The sequence below is a fragment of the Rhizobium sp. 3T7 genome, assembly GCF_020166565.1.
Lineage (GTDB): Bacteria > Pseudomonadota > Alphaproteobacteria > Rhizobiales > Rhizobiaceae > Rhizobium.
On record NZ_JAIQXS010000009.1, the window covers coordinates 59,038 to 74,040 of the forward strand.

Below are 15,003 nucleotides of genomic sequence, written 5' to 3' on the forward strand. Positions count from 1 at the left end.
TTTTCTCCAAAGTCACGCGCCCTCTTTGGCGGAAGACTTTCCGCCTTGCAAGCATTGAACAATTGTCACGCTTCCTAAGTAATTTTTGACAGAGACAATCAAGCAGGAGACGACACGATGAAGATTGCAGTGATGGGCGGAGACGGATTCATCGGCTGGCCGACATCATTGCATCTTTCCGACGCGGGACATGACATTCATATCCTCGACAATCTCTCGCGACGGTGGATCGACACCGAACTCGGGGTCCAGTCGCTGACGCCGATGGACTCGATCCAGGAGCGCACGCGCATTTGGCACGCCGAAACTGGCCGGCGCATACACTTCAACCTCATCGATCTCGCCAAGGACTACGAGCTCCTGAAGAAGTGGCTGGCCGAAAACCGTCCGGATGCCGTCATTCATTTCGCTGAGCAGCGTGCCGCCCCCTACTCCATGAAGAGCGACCGCCACAAGAACTACACCGTCAACAACAACGTCAACGCCACCCATAACCTCCTGAATGCGCTCGTCGAACTCCAACTCGACGCGCATCTGATCCACCTCGGCACGATGGGCGTCTACGGCTATTCGACGGTCGGAGCGGCGATCCCCGAGGGCTATCTGCCCGTTAGCATCGAGACGGCGGATGGCGAGACCGTCAGCCAGGAAATCCTCTATCCCTCCAATCCCGGCTCGATCTATCACATGACCAAGTGCCTGGATCAGTTGCTTTTCCATTTCTACGCCAAGAACGACGGTCTGCGCATCACGGACCTGCACCAGGGGATTGTCTGGGGCACGCACACCGAGCAGACGCGCCGGCACGCCCAACTCATCAATCGCTTCGACTATGATGGCGACTATGGCACCGTGCTGAACCGGTTCCTGATCCAGGCGGCGATTGGATACCCGCTGACCGTTCACGGCACCGGCGGCCAGACCCGCGCCTTCATCCACATCCAGGATTCCGTACGCTGCATCGAGCTGGCGTTGAACAATCCGTCAGCCCGCGGCGCCCGTGTCGAAATCTTCAACCAGATGACGGAGACCCATCGCGTGCGCGATCTGGCGGAAATGATCGCCAAGATGAGTGGCGCCGAGATCGCCTGGCTGCCGAACCCGCGCAAGGAGGCGCCGGAGAATGAGCTCATCGTCAAGAACGAGAAGTTCCGTAATCTTGGCCTCGATCCGATCACCCTGCAGGCGGGGCTTCTCAGTGAAATCGTCGACGTTGCCAAGAAGTTTAGCTATCGCGTCGATCGGTCGCGCGTGCCCGCCGTTTCCGCCTGGACGAAAGACATTGCCGCCACGATCAACCACGATCCGGAAGGCAAGAGGTTGAAGTCCGTTTCATGAGTGAGTCCCTGCGGCACGCCTACGTCACCCTCGTCACCAACAACGACTACGCCATGGGTGCCAAGGCGCTCGCTGCGTCGTTGCGCCGAACCGACACCCCTGCCGATATCGTCATCCTCCATACGCCAGGCGCTGAGCTGGCCAGTCTTGCCCCGCTCCTGCAGCTCGACTGCCGCCTGGTGCCGGTCAAGCATCTGCCGCTGTCAGCCGAGTTCAATGAGCGCCACGCTCGATCCAATCTGCACGCCGCGGCCCCCTTCACGAAGGGACACAAGCCGCAGTTTCACTCGCCGCTCGACAACTTCTGCAAGCTGCGCCTCTGGCAGCTGACCGAGTACACCAGCTGCGTCTTCATCGATGCCGATGCGATCGTGCTGCGCAACATCGACAAGCTCTTTCGCTATCCGGAGTTTTCGGCCGCCCCGAATGTCTATGAATCTCTTGCAGACTTCCACCGACTGAATTCCGGCGTCTTCGTCGCGCAACCGTCCGAAGCCACGTTTCAGCGCATGCTGGAGCGACTGGACAAGCCAGGCATGTTCTGGAAGCGGACGGACCAGACCTTCCTGCAGGATTTTTTCCCGGATTGGCACGGCCTGCCGGTCTATTTCAACATGCTCCAATATGTATGGTTTACCATGCCTCGGCTTTGGGACTGGCAGAGCATTTCCGTCCTGCACTACCAGTACGAGAAGCCATGGGAGGCGAATCATCCGAAGGCCGAGAAACTGCGGCCGCTGATCGACCTGTGGCACGCGTTCTATGCCGGTGATGATCCGCCGGATATCTCGGCAATGGCCAACCCTAAAGAGGCGGCATGAAGGTACTGGTATCGGGCGGAACGGGTTTCGTCGGACGCTATATCGTCGAAGAACTGCTCGCCGGCGGCTATACCGTGATCATCGGCGGCCGCCACGCGCCGCTAGCTCGCTTCTTTTCGCGCCCGGTCGAGTTCGCCCCGCTCTCGCTCGATCCGGCGCACGATCATATCGAAGCCTTCGACGACGCCTATTTCTTCGTTCACGCCGCCTTCCACCACGTGCCCGGCAAATACCGCGGTGGGGAGGGTAACGACCCAGAGACGTTCAAGCGCTTCAACCTGGACGGCAGCGTCCGGCTTTTCGAAGCGGCAAAACGCGCCGGCACGCGGCGCTGCATCTTCATTTCCAGCCGTGCCGCCTATGGAGAGCACGCGCCTGGAACCACGTTGAAAGAAGGGATGCCTGACAAGCCGGAGACGCTTTATGGTCAGGTCAAACTGGATGCCGAACGCAGTCTGGCACATCTTGCAGCGCCGGGTTTCGCAACGGCCAGTCTCCGATTGACCGGCGTCTACGGCGACCTTCGACCCAGCAAATGGGACAAGCTGATCGGAGATTACCTCGCTGGTCGTCCCTTGCCTTCACGTGCCGGCACCGAGGTCCACGGAAGAGACGTCGGCAAAGCGGTGCGGCTCATGTTGGAAACAGACCCCCCGCGTATCTCCGGCGAGACCTTCAACGTGTCCGACGTGGCGCTGGATACCTGGGACATCCTGGAACCCATTCGATGGGAGCACGATTGCCTGAACAGGCTGCCGCTGCCCGCCGACAAATCGCTGCTCACACCGATGGACACGACGAAAATCCGCGCGCTCGGTTGGTTGCCTGGGGGCATGCCCTTGTTTAATGAAACGATCCATGCGCTGGCCACGGGCACATAGGCGGCAGGTGATAACGCACAGGCCCACGCAAGCCTGAAGTTGCAGACTATTCCGGATAGTGCAATCCGGAGGATAGTATGCAAGTCGGTTCCGCATCAGCGCTCAACATCCTGCGCAACACCTACTCGGCCGATAATCTCAATACGCCGGCCGACGGCACCAGCGCGCGACTGAAGATATTGCAGAATTCGGCAAAGGCACAGGAAAGCCTGCGCGAAAGCATGACGACATCGGCCGAAGCCGCGAAAGCCCGTGCCGCACGCAAGCTTGAGGAAGCCAAGCAGCAGCTCGAAATGCTGAAGAGCGGCGGCTACCCGCCAGAGGTCGTCGCCCGGCTTGCGGCCGAACTTGCCCACAAGATCAGCGCCGCCGCTGCTGAATTCGCCTCCGCGGTCGCTGCCAGCGCGACGCCTGCCGCATCTGCAGCCAATGCCACCGTTGCAACGGTCGATACCGGGGCTGGCGCGACAGACGCTACGACCTATGCGTCGGCGACAACTGAAACGGCTTCTTCGGATAGCTCCGAAGGTAGCGCGGAGCAGACAGACGAACCCGATGGTGCAACCGCCGCGCGCAATGCCTACCAAAGCGTGATCGAAGATGGAAGGCAGGCATCTGTTCGTGTCTCGACCGAAGATCGCAAGACGATGGAAGAGTTCAAGGCCATCCTGCAGGACGTCCGGCAGCTGATGGACAAGGCGATGCGCGAACTGCGCGCAAGACCCGGCCAGCAGGGATCGGGCACGGACTATCCGCTTGAGGCACAGGCCGGCGCCTCAGTCATACCAACCAGTATCACGATTTGACCTGATCGACTCAGACACGCGGTCAAAGGTCGCATTGTCCCGTTGAAATGATCGGCAAGACCTTTATCGTCTGCTGAAAACAGCGCGATGGACCGCATGACCCCGAGAGAATTGAAAACCGAAATGCGTACCGGCCGGCTCGCACTGCGCGACGCGATCCCGGAAGATACTCGCATCGAGATGAGCCTTGCCATGGCCGAGCATGCCGGCGAGGCGGTCGCATTCGAGCCCGGGACGACCGTGTCCGGCTTCCTGCCGATCCGCTCCGAAGCGGATATCCGGCCGCTTATGGCACGGTTCCAGACGCGTGGAGCACGGCTTTGCGTGCCCGCCATCCTCGACAAGCAGACGATTGTCTTTCGCGAGCTGGTGCGCGGCGTTCCACTGGTCAGCACCGGCTTCGGTACCTCGGGTCCGCCCGCGGACGCCGCCGTGCTCGATCCCGAGATCATGCTGGTGCCTCTCTCCGCTTTCGACAATCGCGGCCACCGCATCGGCTATGGCGCCGGCTATTATGACCGCGCCATCGAGCGTTTGCGGCAAAAAGGCCTGCATCCGAAACTGATCGGCATTGCATTCGACTGCCAGGAAGTGGCACATGTGCCCGACGAGCCGCACGACGTCAGCCTGGACGCCCTCCTGACAGAAAGCGGGCTGCGCTTTTTTGCCTCTTGGATTGGATAGCAATGCGACTGCTTTTTCTGGGTGACATGGTGGGTAAGACCGGACGCACCGCCGTCTGGAACCGCCTCCCCGGCCTCATTTCTGACCTGAAGCTCGATTTCGTCGTCGTCAACGGCGAGAACGCTGCAGGCGGTTTCGGCATCACCGAGGATATCTTCCTCGAGACGATCAACGCGGGTGCCGATGTCGTCACGACGGGCAACCACGTCTGGGACCAGAAGGAAGCCGTCGCCTTTGCCGGACGTCATGACCAGTTCCTGCGACCGGCCAACTACCCGCAGGGCACGCCGGGGCGCGGCTCGGGGCTTTTTTATGCCCGCAACGGTGCACGCGTGCTTGTCGCAAATGTCATGGGCCGCGTTTTCATGCATCCCGAACTCGACGATCCCTTCAAATCCGCCGAGACGATCCTGGATGCCTGCCCGCTCAAGGAGCAGGCGGATGCGATCATCTTCGACTTCCATGCCGAAGCGACCAGCGAGAAACAGTGCTTCGGCCATTTCGTCGACGGCCGCGCCAGCTTCGTCGTCGGTACGCACACCCATGTGCCGACAGCCGATCATCAGATCCTGAACGGCGGCACCGCTTACATGTCCGACGCAGGCATGTGCGGTGACTACGATTCCTCCCTCGGCATGGACAAGGAGGAGCCGCTGAACCGTTTCATCTCCAAGATGCCGAAAGGCCGCATGGAGGCGGCGACCGGCCCGGCTACCATCTGTGGCGTCGGCGTCGAGATATCGGATGCGACCGGCCTCGCGGAAAAGATCGCGCCGCTGCGCCTCGGTCCTCGGCTCGCCGAAACCATTCCGGAGTTTTGGCGCTAGTTCAGGCAGCCTCGCGCCATGACGCAAAAGTGAGCAGTGGCTCGGGATTTCAACTGGACCGCTGCGGCGCCTTGCCGCATCCTCCCGAGCTTACCGTGAGAGCGCTGGAGGAAGTGGCATGAAGCCGCGTTTTCTTGTCTTCGCAATCGCCTGCCTGATGGTCTTGGTCGCCGCGGAGGCAGCCGCTGCCCAGGAGGAACGAAGAAACGTCAGCCAGTGCCAGGCCGTCGCCCAATCGATCCCGCAAGCGACTTTTGCCAGTTTCACGGGCCCAGCACCGATTGCTGGCACCGGCGCTACCGACCAATCGGTCACGCTGACCTACATCGGACATTCCACCTTCCTTATCGAAACGCCGGGCGGCGTAACGATCGCGACCGACTACAGCGGCTGGTATTCGCCGCCGCAGGTTCCAATGGTCGTCACCATGAACCGCGCCCATTCCTCGCATTATAGTTTGGTGACCGACCCGGCCATTAAATACGTGCTTCATGGATGGAGCGACGTGCCAGGGGAAAAGGCGAAGGTAAACCTCGTGGTCGGCGACACCTACATCCGCAACGTCACTACCGATATCAGGGGCGGTTTCGGCGCGCCGCAGCAGGATGGGAACTCGATCTTCATCTTCGAGGTGGCCGGTCTCTGCATCGGTCATCTCGGCCATCTGCATTACGAACTGACGGAAACCCACTACACGGAGATCGGCAGACTGGATGTCGTGATGGTTCCGGTGGATGGCGGCCTGACGATGGGTTCCGATAGCATGAGCCGGGTGATCAAGCGCCTGCGCGCCTCTCTCATCCTGCCGATGCACCAGCCGAGGCCGCTGCAAAGCTTCCTGTCGATGTTCGGACCCGACTTTGAAATCAGCTACGCACCGACGAACACGATCACCGTGTCGCTACGCACCTTGCCGAAAAAGCCGCTGATCTATGTCGCGACAGGCATGCATTAAAAAACCCGGATCGCCCCAACCCCTTTCGACAGGATCGCTACATAGGCCACGCCAGTAAAAGGCCTTTTCATTCAATGACGGGAAGTCCCAGGCCGTGCTTGACCGTTTTGAGTGCGATCAGGCTCTTGTATTTTCGCACGAGCGCCTGTTGCTCACTCATAAGTCGCTCAATGAAGATATTATATTCCTCAAGGTTGCGGACGGCTACAAGCAGGACATAATCCATATCGCCGGTCACATACCAGCATGACTGAACTTCAGGCGCACGGTCCAACCATCGCTGGAATTGCTGCAGCGAGTGTCGATGTTCGTTCTGGATTTCAAGCTCGACCAGAACGGACAGGGTGCGATCGACGGCTTTCGGACTGACCACCGCCACGATCCTCTCGATGATCCCATCCTGCTTCAATTTGCTGATTCGGCGTTCGATGGCCGAGGTAGAAAGATTGACCGCATCAGCAATGACCTTGCCGGGAATGTCGGCATTCTCCTGCAGCATCGAAAGAATAGTTCGGTCGATATCGTCCACAGCGCGCAACCAAGCTCCTATGCGGAAAATCCTCTATAAATTCGACATTGGCGCGATTTTCCCGCGTCAGAAGTTCATACCATCGCTCCATGACAAAACAAGCACCTCTTTCAGCCATCAACATCGAAGACGCACGCAAGCGCATCGATCCGATTTTTCTGAACACCAATTTGTTGTGTTTCGATAGGCTCGCGCTGTCGCTAGTCGTCAAAGCCGAAACGGAAAATCCGATCCGCAGCTTCAAGGGGCGAGGTACGGGATATTTTCTCGCCGATCTCGCCGACGAGAGAACTCCTCTGGTCTCGGCATCGGCCGGGAACTTCGGTCAGGGGCTTGCTTATAATGCCGCGCGGCATGGGCGACCTCTGATCGTCTTCGCCAGTCCAAACGCCAATCCGCTGAAGATCGAGGCCATGCGCAGGTTTGGGGCGAAGGTCTTGCTCGCCGGGGAGGATTTTGACGCTGCGAGGAGGCTGCCAAAATCTACGCCGTCGAACGGAAGCTGCAATTCGTGGAGGACGGCGCGAGTGCAGCCATTGCGGAAGGGGCTGGAACGATTGCGGCGGAACTGACTGAAAACGTCGCAAATATCGACGCCGTTTTCGTCCCGCTTGGAAACGGTGCTTTGGCGGCGGGAATAGGATGCTGGTTCAAATCGCGATCACCGCGAACAAGGGTCATCGCCGTTGCCGCAAAGGGTGCGCCATGCATGGCTCTGTCCTACCATGCGGGTGACGTGATCTCGACGTCGGAGGCACGCACGATTGCCGATGGAATTGCCGTCCGGAATCCCGTGCCGCCCGCGATCGAATGGCTTAAAGATACTATCGATGACGTCGTTCTCGTTGATGATGATCAACTTCTGGACGCAATGCGGTTTGCTCTTGATACCTGGGAGCGTCTCGTCGAGCCAGCCGGGGCGGCGGGGCTCGCGGCCATTCTTGTGCAGGCATCTGCCCTGAAAGGCTGCCGTGTAGCGACCATGTTGTGTGGTGCTAACCTCACGGATCAACAGATCAAGGTATGGCTTCCATCTGCCGTAAAGGACAGCGCCAGCGCCTGTTAGAGCAAAGCAAATCGACTTCTAGCTGTTCCCCATCATGTCCGAATTTGGCAGGCGTCGGCTCTATGGTATTGGTTTCCGCAATTGCGCAAGGCGAGGCATTGGCAGAAACCGGTGTAGGCTCTCGTGGCTTGTCGACGGGGAGCTTGTGTTGCCGCCATTGCCCAAAAGACATTCAAGATAGGGAAGGCCGGCCCGAGCTGCGTTGTCGATTGGATCTCTCTTGGCGTTGTTTTAGCGAGAAATCAACGCGATGCCCTTTGTCGCAAATCTCCCGGACGTTCGCGACAAAACCACCAGCACTAAAACCTCCTGTCGATTTCTGTCGCAACACTTACTCGAAAAAGTCAGAATTTCGCGACAGATATTTGCGACTGAAAGTATTCCATATTCCAGTTAGGGCTAGGGATCGCGCCGGGTCCAGTATTCTCAAGCGAACTGCAAGTGCTGCCGGATGCCGACATCGGGCATCTTGTCATCATCGAGATTGGCCTTGGCAATCTCCCAACCGAATTTGAGCTTACTGCCGGTAGAGACCCAGATCTCCGCGTCGTCAACATGCATCACAAGCATCGTCAGCTTCGGATCCTTCTTGCCGTCCTCATACCAGGCGGCGACGACGGAGTTCCAATACTCATTGATCTTCGACGGATCGGACCGCACCTCGATCTTGCCGGCAAGGCAAGCGTGATAGTCGTGATGCTTTCCGACGACGCAGAAATGTGCCCTGGTGCCCGGCTTGATGGCACGGGCGATTTCTGCGTCCGATTTCGAGTAGAACCAGATCGTATTGGTCTTCGGATCGGGATGTGGCGCCATTGGCTGCATATGCATGTCCACTCCGTCCACGCCGAGCATGCCGGCATGAATGTCGTTGACCTGATCCCAGAGCTGACGTGCTGGGTGTTTCCGCGCCTCGTTGAGGCTAGCCATAGCACTTCCTTCCGTTTCAAGGGTCCGTGTTTTGAAACGCCAGCTTCGGGGCTTTGTTCCGTAATTCCCGACGAGCGAGCCCCGGGAGAATGAAGCCGTTTTCCCTTGAATACGGCCCATTTCGCTCTTATAAGGCGGCCCATTCCGACAATAGGACGTGAACAGGGGTGCCATGGCTGGCCATTCACAGTTTAAAAACATCATGCATCGCAAGGGCCGTCAGGATGCCGTGCGGTCGAAAATGTTCTCCAAGCTCGCGCGCGAAATCACCGTTGCCGCCAAGGCCGGCCTGCCCGACCCGACGATGAACGCCCGCCTGCGCCTGGCTATCCAGAACGCCAAGGCCCAGTCCATGCCGAAGGACAATATCGACCGCGCCATCAAAAAGGCAGCCGGTGCCGACAGCGAGAATTACGATGAGGTCCGCTACGAAGGTTACGGCCCGGGCGGAACGGCGATCATCGTCGAAGCCTTGACCGACAACCGCAACCGTACCGCGTCGAACGTCCGTTCGATCTTTACGAAGGCCGGCGGCGCACTTGGCGAAACCGGCTCGGTTTCCTTCTCCTTCGATCACGTCGGCGAGATCACCTACAAGCTTGCCGCTGGCGATGCCGACAAGGTGATGGAAGCTGCCATCGAAGCCGGTGCCGACGACGTCGAAACCGATGAAGAAGGCCACTACATCACGACCGCCTTCGAATCTCTCGGTGAAGTCGCCAAGGCCCTCGAAGGCTCTCTCGGTGAAGCCGAGACCGTCAAGGCCGTCTGGCGTGCGCAGAACAACGTGCCGGTCGACGAGGAAAAGGCGCAATCGCTGCTGAAACTCATCGACAGCCTCGAAGACGATGACGACGTCCAGAACGTCTACTCGAACTTCGAAGTCGACGAAGACGTTCTGGCCAAGCTTTCGGCTTGACCAATCACCATTTTTTCTGCAAGCCGGTCACGGAAACGTGGCCGGCTTTGTTGTTTTCGACCTTCCATTCACATCCGATCGATCGGTGACACCTTCGTTATCCCTAGCCAGGGCGCGCCGGTCAGGAACCGGCGCCGCCGAGGAAGGCAAGCCGGGTGAAGATCGTGTAGTGCGACTCGGACGCCATCATCGCCACGAAGACCAGAACGAGCAGCGGCGGCAACATTATCGCGTAGACGAGCGCCAGCCGCTCCCATGCCATGTGCATGAAGATGGCAACGATCAGCCCCGCTTTCAGCATCATGAAGACGACGATGAGCGTCCAGCGCGGATAGCCTTGAATGCCGAGGTAGTCGACGAGATAGGAGAAGGTGCTGAGGACGAAAAGCAATCCCCAGACGACGAGGTAGAGCCGGATCGGGTGCTGTTGGCCGGAATGCGCTTGTGCCTGTGCCATATTGCGACCTCACCACAGATAGAAAAACGCGAAGATGAAGACCCAGACGAGGTCGACGAAGTGCCAATAGAGGCCCATGATCTCGACGATCTCATAATTGCCCTTGCGGCTGGTGAAGAAGCCGCGGCGACCGGTATCGAAGTCCCCGCGCAAGACTTTGCGCGCGGTAATCAGCAAGAAGATCACGCCGAAGGTCACGTGCGTTCCGTGAAAGCCGGTGATCATGAAGAAGGATGATCCGAATTGCGCCGCCCCCCATGGGTTTTCCCAGGGACGCACGCCTTCGGTAATGAGCTTTGTCCATTCGAAGGCCTGCATTCCGACAAATGTGGCGCCAAGTATTGCAGTCAGAAGCATCAAGGCAGCCGTTTTTCCGCGCTCACGGCGATAACCGAAGTTGACGGCCATGGCCATCGTGCCACTGCTGCTGATCAGAACGAAGGTCATGATTGCGATCAGGATCAGCGGAACGTCCTGCCCGCCGATATGAAGCGCAAAGACTTCGCTTGGATTGGGCCACGGCACCGGCGTCGACATTCGCGCGGTCATGTAGGCGAGTAGGAAGCAGCCGAAGATGAAGGTGTCGCTGAGGAGAAAGATCCACATCATGGCCTTCCCCCAGGAAACGTTCTTGAATGCCCGCTGGTCCGAGGCAAAATCGGCAGCGACCCCTCGCAGACCTGCGGGGGGATGAAGGGCTACATCTTCGGTGTCCATTCGGGTCAATTCGGCCATCGTCTACCCCTTAGGAAACGAGTTGGCGGCAAAGATCGACGAAGTCGTTCCCCACGCCAGTGAAGAGTGCGAAGAGAAGCAGCCAAACGACGAGCATGAAATGCCAGTAGGTGGCGCAGAGCTCGATGCCGAGGCGCAGCCTGGCTGATGCTGCGGTGCCCGCTCCGCGCGATCTCACTCTGGTTCGCGCGAGCACTGCCAACCCGCCGACTATGTGGAGGCCATGCAGCCCAGTCAGCATGTAGAAGAAGCTGTTCGCCGGATTGTCGATGAGCAGATAGCCCGCCGCGACGAGCTGCAGCCAGGCCACGATCTGCCCGGCGAGGAAAAGAACCGTTGTGGCGAGCGCCACGTCGAGCCCCAGTCGCACGCCTTCCTCGGCGCCGCGGCGCGCTTCGACGACAGCCCATTGCAGAGCTGCACAGCTGCCGATCAGCATGACTGTATTTGCCCATAGAAGCCGCGGAATGGGGATCGCCCACCAATCGGAGCCGCTCATTCGCGAAAGATACGCGCTGGCCAACAGAGAAAAGAGTGCACCGACAACCGCGAGAAAAATGCCGAGACCGAACTTGGCGACGGGGATAGGCGGCCTCGCCGCGCCCTGGATGTCGTCAAGCGTCCCGATCTCCGCCCATGGCCTCGACATCAACCTTTGCCCGGAGAGCCACCAGATGATGATCGCCGCTACTCCCGCGAGAAAGACGAGGATGACGGTCATGCCGGCGCCCTCGACAGTCCGACCATGGGCGGTTGGTTCTGGGGTATGAAGTCTTCGGGAGCGCCGGGTACACTGTAATCGTAAGCCCAGCGATAGACGATCGGAAGATCCTTGCCCCAGTTGCCATGAGCAGGCGGCGTCTCAGGCGTCTGCCATTCGAGCGTCGTCGCGCGCCACGGGTTGCCGCCGGCCTCGCGACCATGGAACAGGCTCCAAACAAGATTGAACAGGAACACCATCTGCGCTGCGCCGACAACAAGCGCGGCGACCGAAATGAACATGCTCAGCGTATGCACAGAAGGCGGAATGAAGACCGTGTCGCCAAGCTCGAAATAGCGGCGCGGGACACCCACGAGACCAACGTAATGCATGGGGAAGAAGATCGCGTAGGCGCCGACGAAGGTGACCCAGAAATGGATCCTCCCGAGAACCTCATCCAGCATCCGCCCGGTGATCTTCGGATACCAGTGATAGATCGCGCCAAAGACCACCATAATGGGAGCCACACCCATCACCATGTGGAAGTGCGCGACCACGAACATCGTATCGGACAACGGCACATCGACCACGACGTTGCCAAGGAACAGTCCCGTCAAGCCGCCATTGACGAATGTCACAATGAACGCGATGGCAAACAGCATCGGCAGTGTCAGGTGGATGTCGCCTCGCCACAGCGTCAGCACCCAGTTGTAGACCTTGATCGCAGTCGGCACGGCTATGATCAGGGTCGTCGTGGCAAAGAAGAATCCGAAGTTCGGGTTCATGCCGCTGACATACATGTGGTGGGCCCAGACAACGAAGCTCAGGGCTCCGATGATCACGATCGCCCAGACCATCATCCGGTAGCCGAAAATGTTCTTGCGCGCGTGCGTACTGATAAGATCGGAGACGATGCCGAAGGCGGGAAGCGCCACGATATAGACCTCGGGGTGCCCGAAGAACCAGAAGAGGTGCTGGAAGAGGATCGGGCTTCCACCGTCCGACGGGAGTTGCTCGCCCATTTCGACAATTGCCGGCATGAAGAAGCTGGTGCCGAGCAGCCGGTCAAACAGCATCATGACCGCCGCGACGAAGAGCGCCGGAAAGGCAAGCAGCGCCATCACGGTCGCGGTGAAAATGCCCCAGACGGTCAATGGCATCCGCATCAGTGTCATGCCGCGCGCGCGCCCCTGCAGTACGGTGACGACATAGTTCAGCCCGCCCATCGTGAAGCCGATGATGAAGATGATGAGCGACGACAGCATCAAGATGATGCCCCAGTCGCGCCCACCCGGCGTGCCTGATGTCAATGCCTGCGGGGGATAGAGCGTCCAGCCCGCACCCGTTGGACCGCCCGGCGCGAAAAAGCCCGCGACGAGAACGATGACGGCGAGCAGGTAGAGCCAATAGCTCAGCATGTTCGCATAGGGGAACACCATGTCGCGCGCGCCGACCATCAGCGGAATGAGGTAGTTCCCGAAGCCGCCGAGAAAGAGCGCCGTCAGCAGATAGATCACCATGATCATGCCGTGCATGGTGATGAACTGGTAATAATGATCCGCGTCGATGAAGGAAAAATAGCCGGGAAAGCCGAGCTGCAGGCGGATCAGCCAGGATAGAACGAGCGCTACGAAACCGATGGCGAACGCCGTCAGGGAATACTGGATGGCGATGACCTTGGCATCCTGGCTGAAGACATACTTCGTCCACCAGCTCTTCGGATGATAGAGCTCGACGTCCGCGACCTCGGCGGGCGGGATGACGTCGCCGGCACTGGTCGGAATATCAACCATCGCATGCCTTCCTTCCTCCTCCCGTCGCGGCCGCTCCTCGGCCGCGACGCCGGCCTACTCGGCCGGTTCAACCGCTGCCATCAGTTGCGAGAATGTCTGTTGCTGCGCCAGCCACTCCTGATAGGCGTCCGCCTCGTCGACGACGACCGTTCCTCGCATCTGCGCATGTGCAACGCCGCAAAGCTCCGCGCACAACACCTCGAAGGTGCCCGTTCGCGTCGGCGTGAACCAGAAATAGGTGACCGAGCCGGGGATCATGTCCATCTTGGCGCGGAACTCCGGAACATAGAAATCATGCAGCACGTCGATCGAGCGCAGGTGGACACGGATCGGCTTGCCGATGGGGAGATGCAGTTCGCCGCCTGCAATGATGATGTCGTCCAGGCCAGCTGGATCGTTCCTGATCACGCCGAGAGGGTTGTCGGCGGAAACGGCACGATTGTCCGCCCTTCCCAGCCGCCCGTCGGCGCCCGGCAACCGGAAATTCCACAGCCATTGCTGACCGATGACTTCGACTTCTGCCGCTCCCGCCGGGACGGTGACGAACTGGTTCCAGACGACGAGGCCCGGCGCGAGCATCGCTCCCACGCCAAGGGCCGTGCTGCCGGCAAGCCACCATTCCAGGCGCCTGTTCTCCGGCTCGTAGGCCGCCCGGTTACCAGGCTTATGCCGAAAACGATAGATGCAATAGGCCATGAAAGAGATCACGGCGACGAAGACGATACCGGTGATCCAGAACGTGATGATGATGGTATTGTCGATGTAGTTCCAGTTCGAGGCGATCGGAGTCCACCACCACGGGCTGAACAAGTGGAATGCCACCGACCCGACAACGATCAGAACGAGAACCAGCACGACAACCATGCGTTCCTCCCAAGCCCCTGCCGGCCGCGGAAAATACCCGCAATCCGTCGGCACTTACGTTAGGACTATCTCACAAACAGGACATCACGGCAATGGTACGAGAGGAACCTCGCCAGACTGTCGACGAAGCTTCAATAAGCTGATTTTATTTCGAGAATTGCTTGAGATAGGCGATCAGATTGAGAATCTCGCCGTCGTCCTTCAGACCGACGAACACCATCTTCGTGCCCTTAACCTTCAGCTTTGGGTTGTGAAGATAATCGCGCAACGAATTTTCATCCCAGACCAACCCGGCTGTGCCTGCGGCCTTCATCGCGGGCGAATAGGCAAAATCCGGATGTGTGCCGGCGGTTCGGCCGAACAGGTGGTTCAACGACGGACCCACCTTGTTCTTGTCGGTATCCGCCACATGACAGACCGCGCACTTCTTGAATACCGTTTCCCCTGCCGCCGCATCGCCTTCTTGGGCAATGGCGGCCGAGGCGGGAAGACAGATCAGCGAAATCAAAACAGCAAGACCACGGTAACGCATAGCAAGCCTGATCCTCCAAAGGTTGCTCGAAACCGACCGCGCGCGATTTGCGGCGTGCGCCGTCCATCACATTTCTATCGCCACAATGTCGTGCAAACGACATGTGTGATCATGCAAAGCTATGGTCCGGCTGCGTTAAGTCAATTCGCACAAATGGCTGTGGGAC

Annotated in this window: 16 protein-coding genes and 1 pseudogene; 9 read left to right on the forward strand and 8 right to left on the reverse strand. The window is 59.1% G+C overall.

Annotated elements, in window-relative coordinates; all coding sequences use genetic code 11:
* Positions 1-117: 117 nt before the first annotated feature.
* The 7 genes from K9B32_RS14920 (at position 118) to K9B32_RS14950 (ending at position 6,312) form a co-directional block, all read left to right on the forward strand.
* The gene (locus tag K9B32_RS14920) at positions 118-1,338 is read left to right on the forward strand and encodes an NAD-dependent epimerase/dehydratase family protein (RefSeq protein ID WP_224563363.1); all 1,221 of its coding nucleotides are present in this window, start codon (positions 118-120) and stop codon (positions 1,336-1,338) included.
* A complete protein-coding gene (locus tag K9B32_RS14925) occupies positions 1,335-2,159 on the forward strand; it encodes a glycosyltransferase (RefSeq protein ID WP_224563365.1) in 825 nt (274 codons plus the stop codon). Before K9B32_RS14920 ends, K9B32_RS14925 begins: the two co-directional genes overlap by 4 nt.
* Positions 2,156-3,040, forward strand: coding sequence for an NAD-dependent epimerase/dehydratase family protein (locus K9B32_RS14930; protein ID WP_224563368.1), 885 nt, complete (start codon positions 2,156-2,158; stop codon positions 3,038-3,040). Before K9B32_RS14925 ends, K9B32_RS14930 begins: the two co-directional genes overlap by 4 nt.
* Positions 3,041-3,117: 77 nt before the next feature.
* Positions 3,118-3,846, forward strand: a complete 729-nt coding sequence (locus K9B32_RS14935; protein WP_224563369.1) for a hypothetical protein — start codon at positions 3,118-3,120, stop codon at positions 3,844-3,846.
* A 96-nt stretch (positions 3,847-3,942) separates the two neighbouring features.
* Positions 3,943-4,530 (forward strand): 5-formyltetrahydrofolate cyclo-ligase, encoded by a 588-nt coding sequence (locus tag K9B32_RS14940; protein ID WP_224563372.1) that lies wholly within the window; start codon positions 3,943-3,945, stop codon positions 4,528-4,530.
* Positions 4,531-4,532: 2 nt separating this feature from the next.
* A complete protein-coding gene (locus K9B32_RS14945) occupies positions 4,533-5,357 on the forward strand; it encodes a TIGR00282 family metallophosphoesterase (protein ID WP_007802617.1) in 825 nt (274 codons plus the stop codon).
* A gap of 118 nt (positions 5,358-5,475) precedes the next feature.
* Entirely contained in the window at positions 5,476-6,312 is an 837-nt protein-coding gene (locus tag K9B32_RS14950) for an MBL fold metallo-hydrolase (protein WP_224563375.1), read from the forward strand.
* Between the two features lie 67 nt (positions 6,313-6,379).
* On the opposite strand, the gene K9B32_RS14955 is transcribed toward K9B32_RS14950, so the two are convergent.
* On the reverse strand, positions 6,380-6,841 hold the full coding sequence (locus K9B32_RS14955; protein ID WP_224563377.1) for an Lrp/AsnC family transcriptional regulator: 462 nt from the start codon (positions 6,839-6,841) through the stop codon (positions 6,380-6,382).
* An 89-nt stretch (positions 6,842-6,930) separates the two neighbouring features.
* Between K9B32_RS14955 and K9B32_RS14960 the strand changes: the two are divergent.
* Positions 6,931-7,907 (forward strand): annotated as a pseudogene (locus K9B32_RS14960) (threonine/serine dehydratase).
* A gap of 426 nt (positions 7,908-8,333) precedes the next feature.
* Here K9B32_RS14960 and K9B32_RS14965 read toward each other — a convergent pair.
* Positions 8,334-8,837, reverse strand: a complete 504-nt coding sequence (locus tag K9B32_RS14965) for a pyridoxamine 5'-phosphate oxidase family protein (RefSeq protein ID WP_224563380.1) — start codon at positions 8,835-8,837, stop codon at positions 8,334-8,336.
* A gap of 172 nt (positions 8,838-9,009) precedes the next feature.
* On the opposite strand from K9B32_RS14965, the gene K9B32_RS14970 reads away from it, so the two are divergent.
* On the forward strand, positions 9,010-9,756 hold the full coding sequence (locus tag K9B32_RS14970; protein ID WP_224563383.1) for a YebC/PmpR family DNA-binding transcriptional regulator: 747 nt from the start codon (positions 9,010-9,012) through the stop codon (positions 9,754-9,756).
* A 121-nt stretch (positions 9,757-9,877) separates the two neighbouring features.
* On the opposite strand, the gene K9B32_RS14975 is transcribed toward K9B32_RS14970, so the two are convergent.
* The 6 genes from K9B32_RS14975 to K9B32_RS15000 form a co-directional block, all read right to left on the reverse strand.
* Positions 9,878-10,213: a cytochrome C oxidase subunit IV family protein gene (locus tag K9B32_RS14975; protein WP_224563386.1), complete on the reverse strand. Its 336-nt coding sequence runs from the start codon at positions 10,211-10,213 to the stop codon at positions 9,878-9,880.
* A gap of 9 nt (positions 10,214-10,222) precedes the next feature.
* A complete protein-coding gene (locus tag K9B32_RS14980; protein WP_007802601.1) occupies positions 10,223-10,948 on the reverse strand; it encodes a heme-copper oxidase subunit III family protein in 726 nt (241 codons plus the stop codon).
* 10 nt (positions 10,949-10,958) lie between these two features.
* Positions 10,959-11,669 carry a cytochrome c oxidase subunit 3 gene (locus tag K9B32_RS14985; protein WP_224563388.1) on the reverse strand — a complete coding sequence of 237 codons (711 nt, stop codon included), beginning with the start codon at positions 11,667-11,669 and terminating at the stop codon, positions 10,959-10,961.
* Positions 11,666-13,441 (reverse strand): cbb3-type cytochrome c oxidase subunit I, encoded by a 1,776-nt coding sequence (locus K9B32_RS14990; protein ID WP_007802596.1) that lies wholly within the window; start codon positions 13,439-13,441, stop codon positions 11,666-11,668. The genes K9B32_RS14985 and K9B32_RS14990 overlap by 4 nt, the downstream gene beginning before the upstream one ends.
* Positions 13,442-13,495: 54 nt before the next feature.
* The gene (locus K9B32_RS14995) at positions 13,496-14,305 is read right to left on the reverse strand and encodes a cytochrome c oxidase subunit II (protein WP_224563391.1); all 810 of its coding nucleotides are present in this window, start codon (positions 14,303-14,305) and stop codon (positions 13,496-13,498) included.
* A gap of 145 nt (positions 14,306-14,450) precedes the next feature.
* Positions 14,451-14,837 (reverse strand): c-type cytochrome, encoded by a 387-nt coding sequence (locus K9B32_RS15000; RefSeq protein ID WP_224563394.1) that lies wholly within the window; start codon positions 14,835-14,837, stop codon positions 14,451-14,453.
* Positions 14,838-15,003: the final 166 nt, after the last annotated feature.

Coding starts and splice junctions, on each gene's coding strand:
- K9B32_RS14920 (WP_224563363.1), top strand. CDS start 118: ATGAAGATTGCAGTGATGGGCGGAGACGGATTCATCGGCTGGCCGACA.
- K9B32_RS14925 (WP_224563365.1), top strand. CDS start 1,335: ATGAGTGAGTCCCTGCGGCACGCCTACGTCACCCTCGTCACCAACAAC.
- K9B32_RS14930 (WP_224563368.1), top strand. CDS start 2,156: ATGAAGGTACTGGTATCGGGCGGAACGGGTTTCGTCGGACGCTATATC.
- K9B32_RS14935 (WP_224563369.1), top strand. CDS start 3,118: ATGCAAGTCGGTTCCGCATCAGCGCTCAACATCCTGCGCAACACCTAC.
- K9B32_RS14940 (WP_224563372.1), top strand. CDS start 3,943: ATGACCCCGAGAGAATTGAAAACCGAAATGCGTACCGGCCGGCTCGCA.
- K9B32_RS14945 (WP_007802617.1), top strand. CDS start 4,533: ATGCGACTGCTTTTTCTGGGTGACATGGTGGGTAAGACCGGACGCACC.
- K9B32_RS14950 (WP_224563375.1), top strand. CDS start 5,476: ATGAAGCCGCGTTTTCTTGTCTTCGCAATCGCCTGCCTGATGGTCTTG.
- K9B32_RS14965 (WP_224563380.1), bottom strand. CDS start 8,837: ATGGCTAGCCTCAACGAGGCGCGGAAACACCCAGCACGTCAGCTCTGG.
- K9B32_RS14970 (WP_224563383.1), top strand. CDS start 9,010: ATGGCTGGCCATTCACAGTTTAAAAACATCATGCATCGCAAGGGCCGT.
- K9B32_RS14975 (WP_224563386.1), bottom strand. CDS start 10,213: ATGGCACAGGCACAAGCGCATTCCGGCCAACAGCACCCGATCCGGCTC.
- K9B32_RS14980 (WP_007802601.1), bottom strand. CDS start 10,948: ATGGCCGAATTGACCCGAATGGACACCGAAGATGTAGCCCTTCATCCC.
- K9B32_RS14985 (WP_224563388.1), bottom strand. CDS start 11,669: ATGACCGTCATCCTCGTCTTTCTCGCGGGAGTAGCGGCGATCATCATC.
- K9B32_RS14990 (WP_007802596.1), bottom strand. CDS start 13,441: ATGGTTGATATTCCGACCAGTGCCGGCGACGTCATCCCGCCCGCCGAG.
- K9B32_RS14995 (WP_224563391.1), bottom strand. CDS start 14,305: ATGGTTGTCGTGCTGGTTCTCGTTCTGATCGTTGTCGGGTCGGTGGCA.
- K9B32_RS15000 (WP_224563394.1), bottom strand. CDS start 14,837: ATGCGTTACCGTGGTCTTGCTGTTTTGATTTCGCTGATCTGTCTTCCC.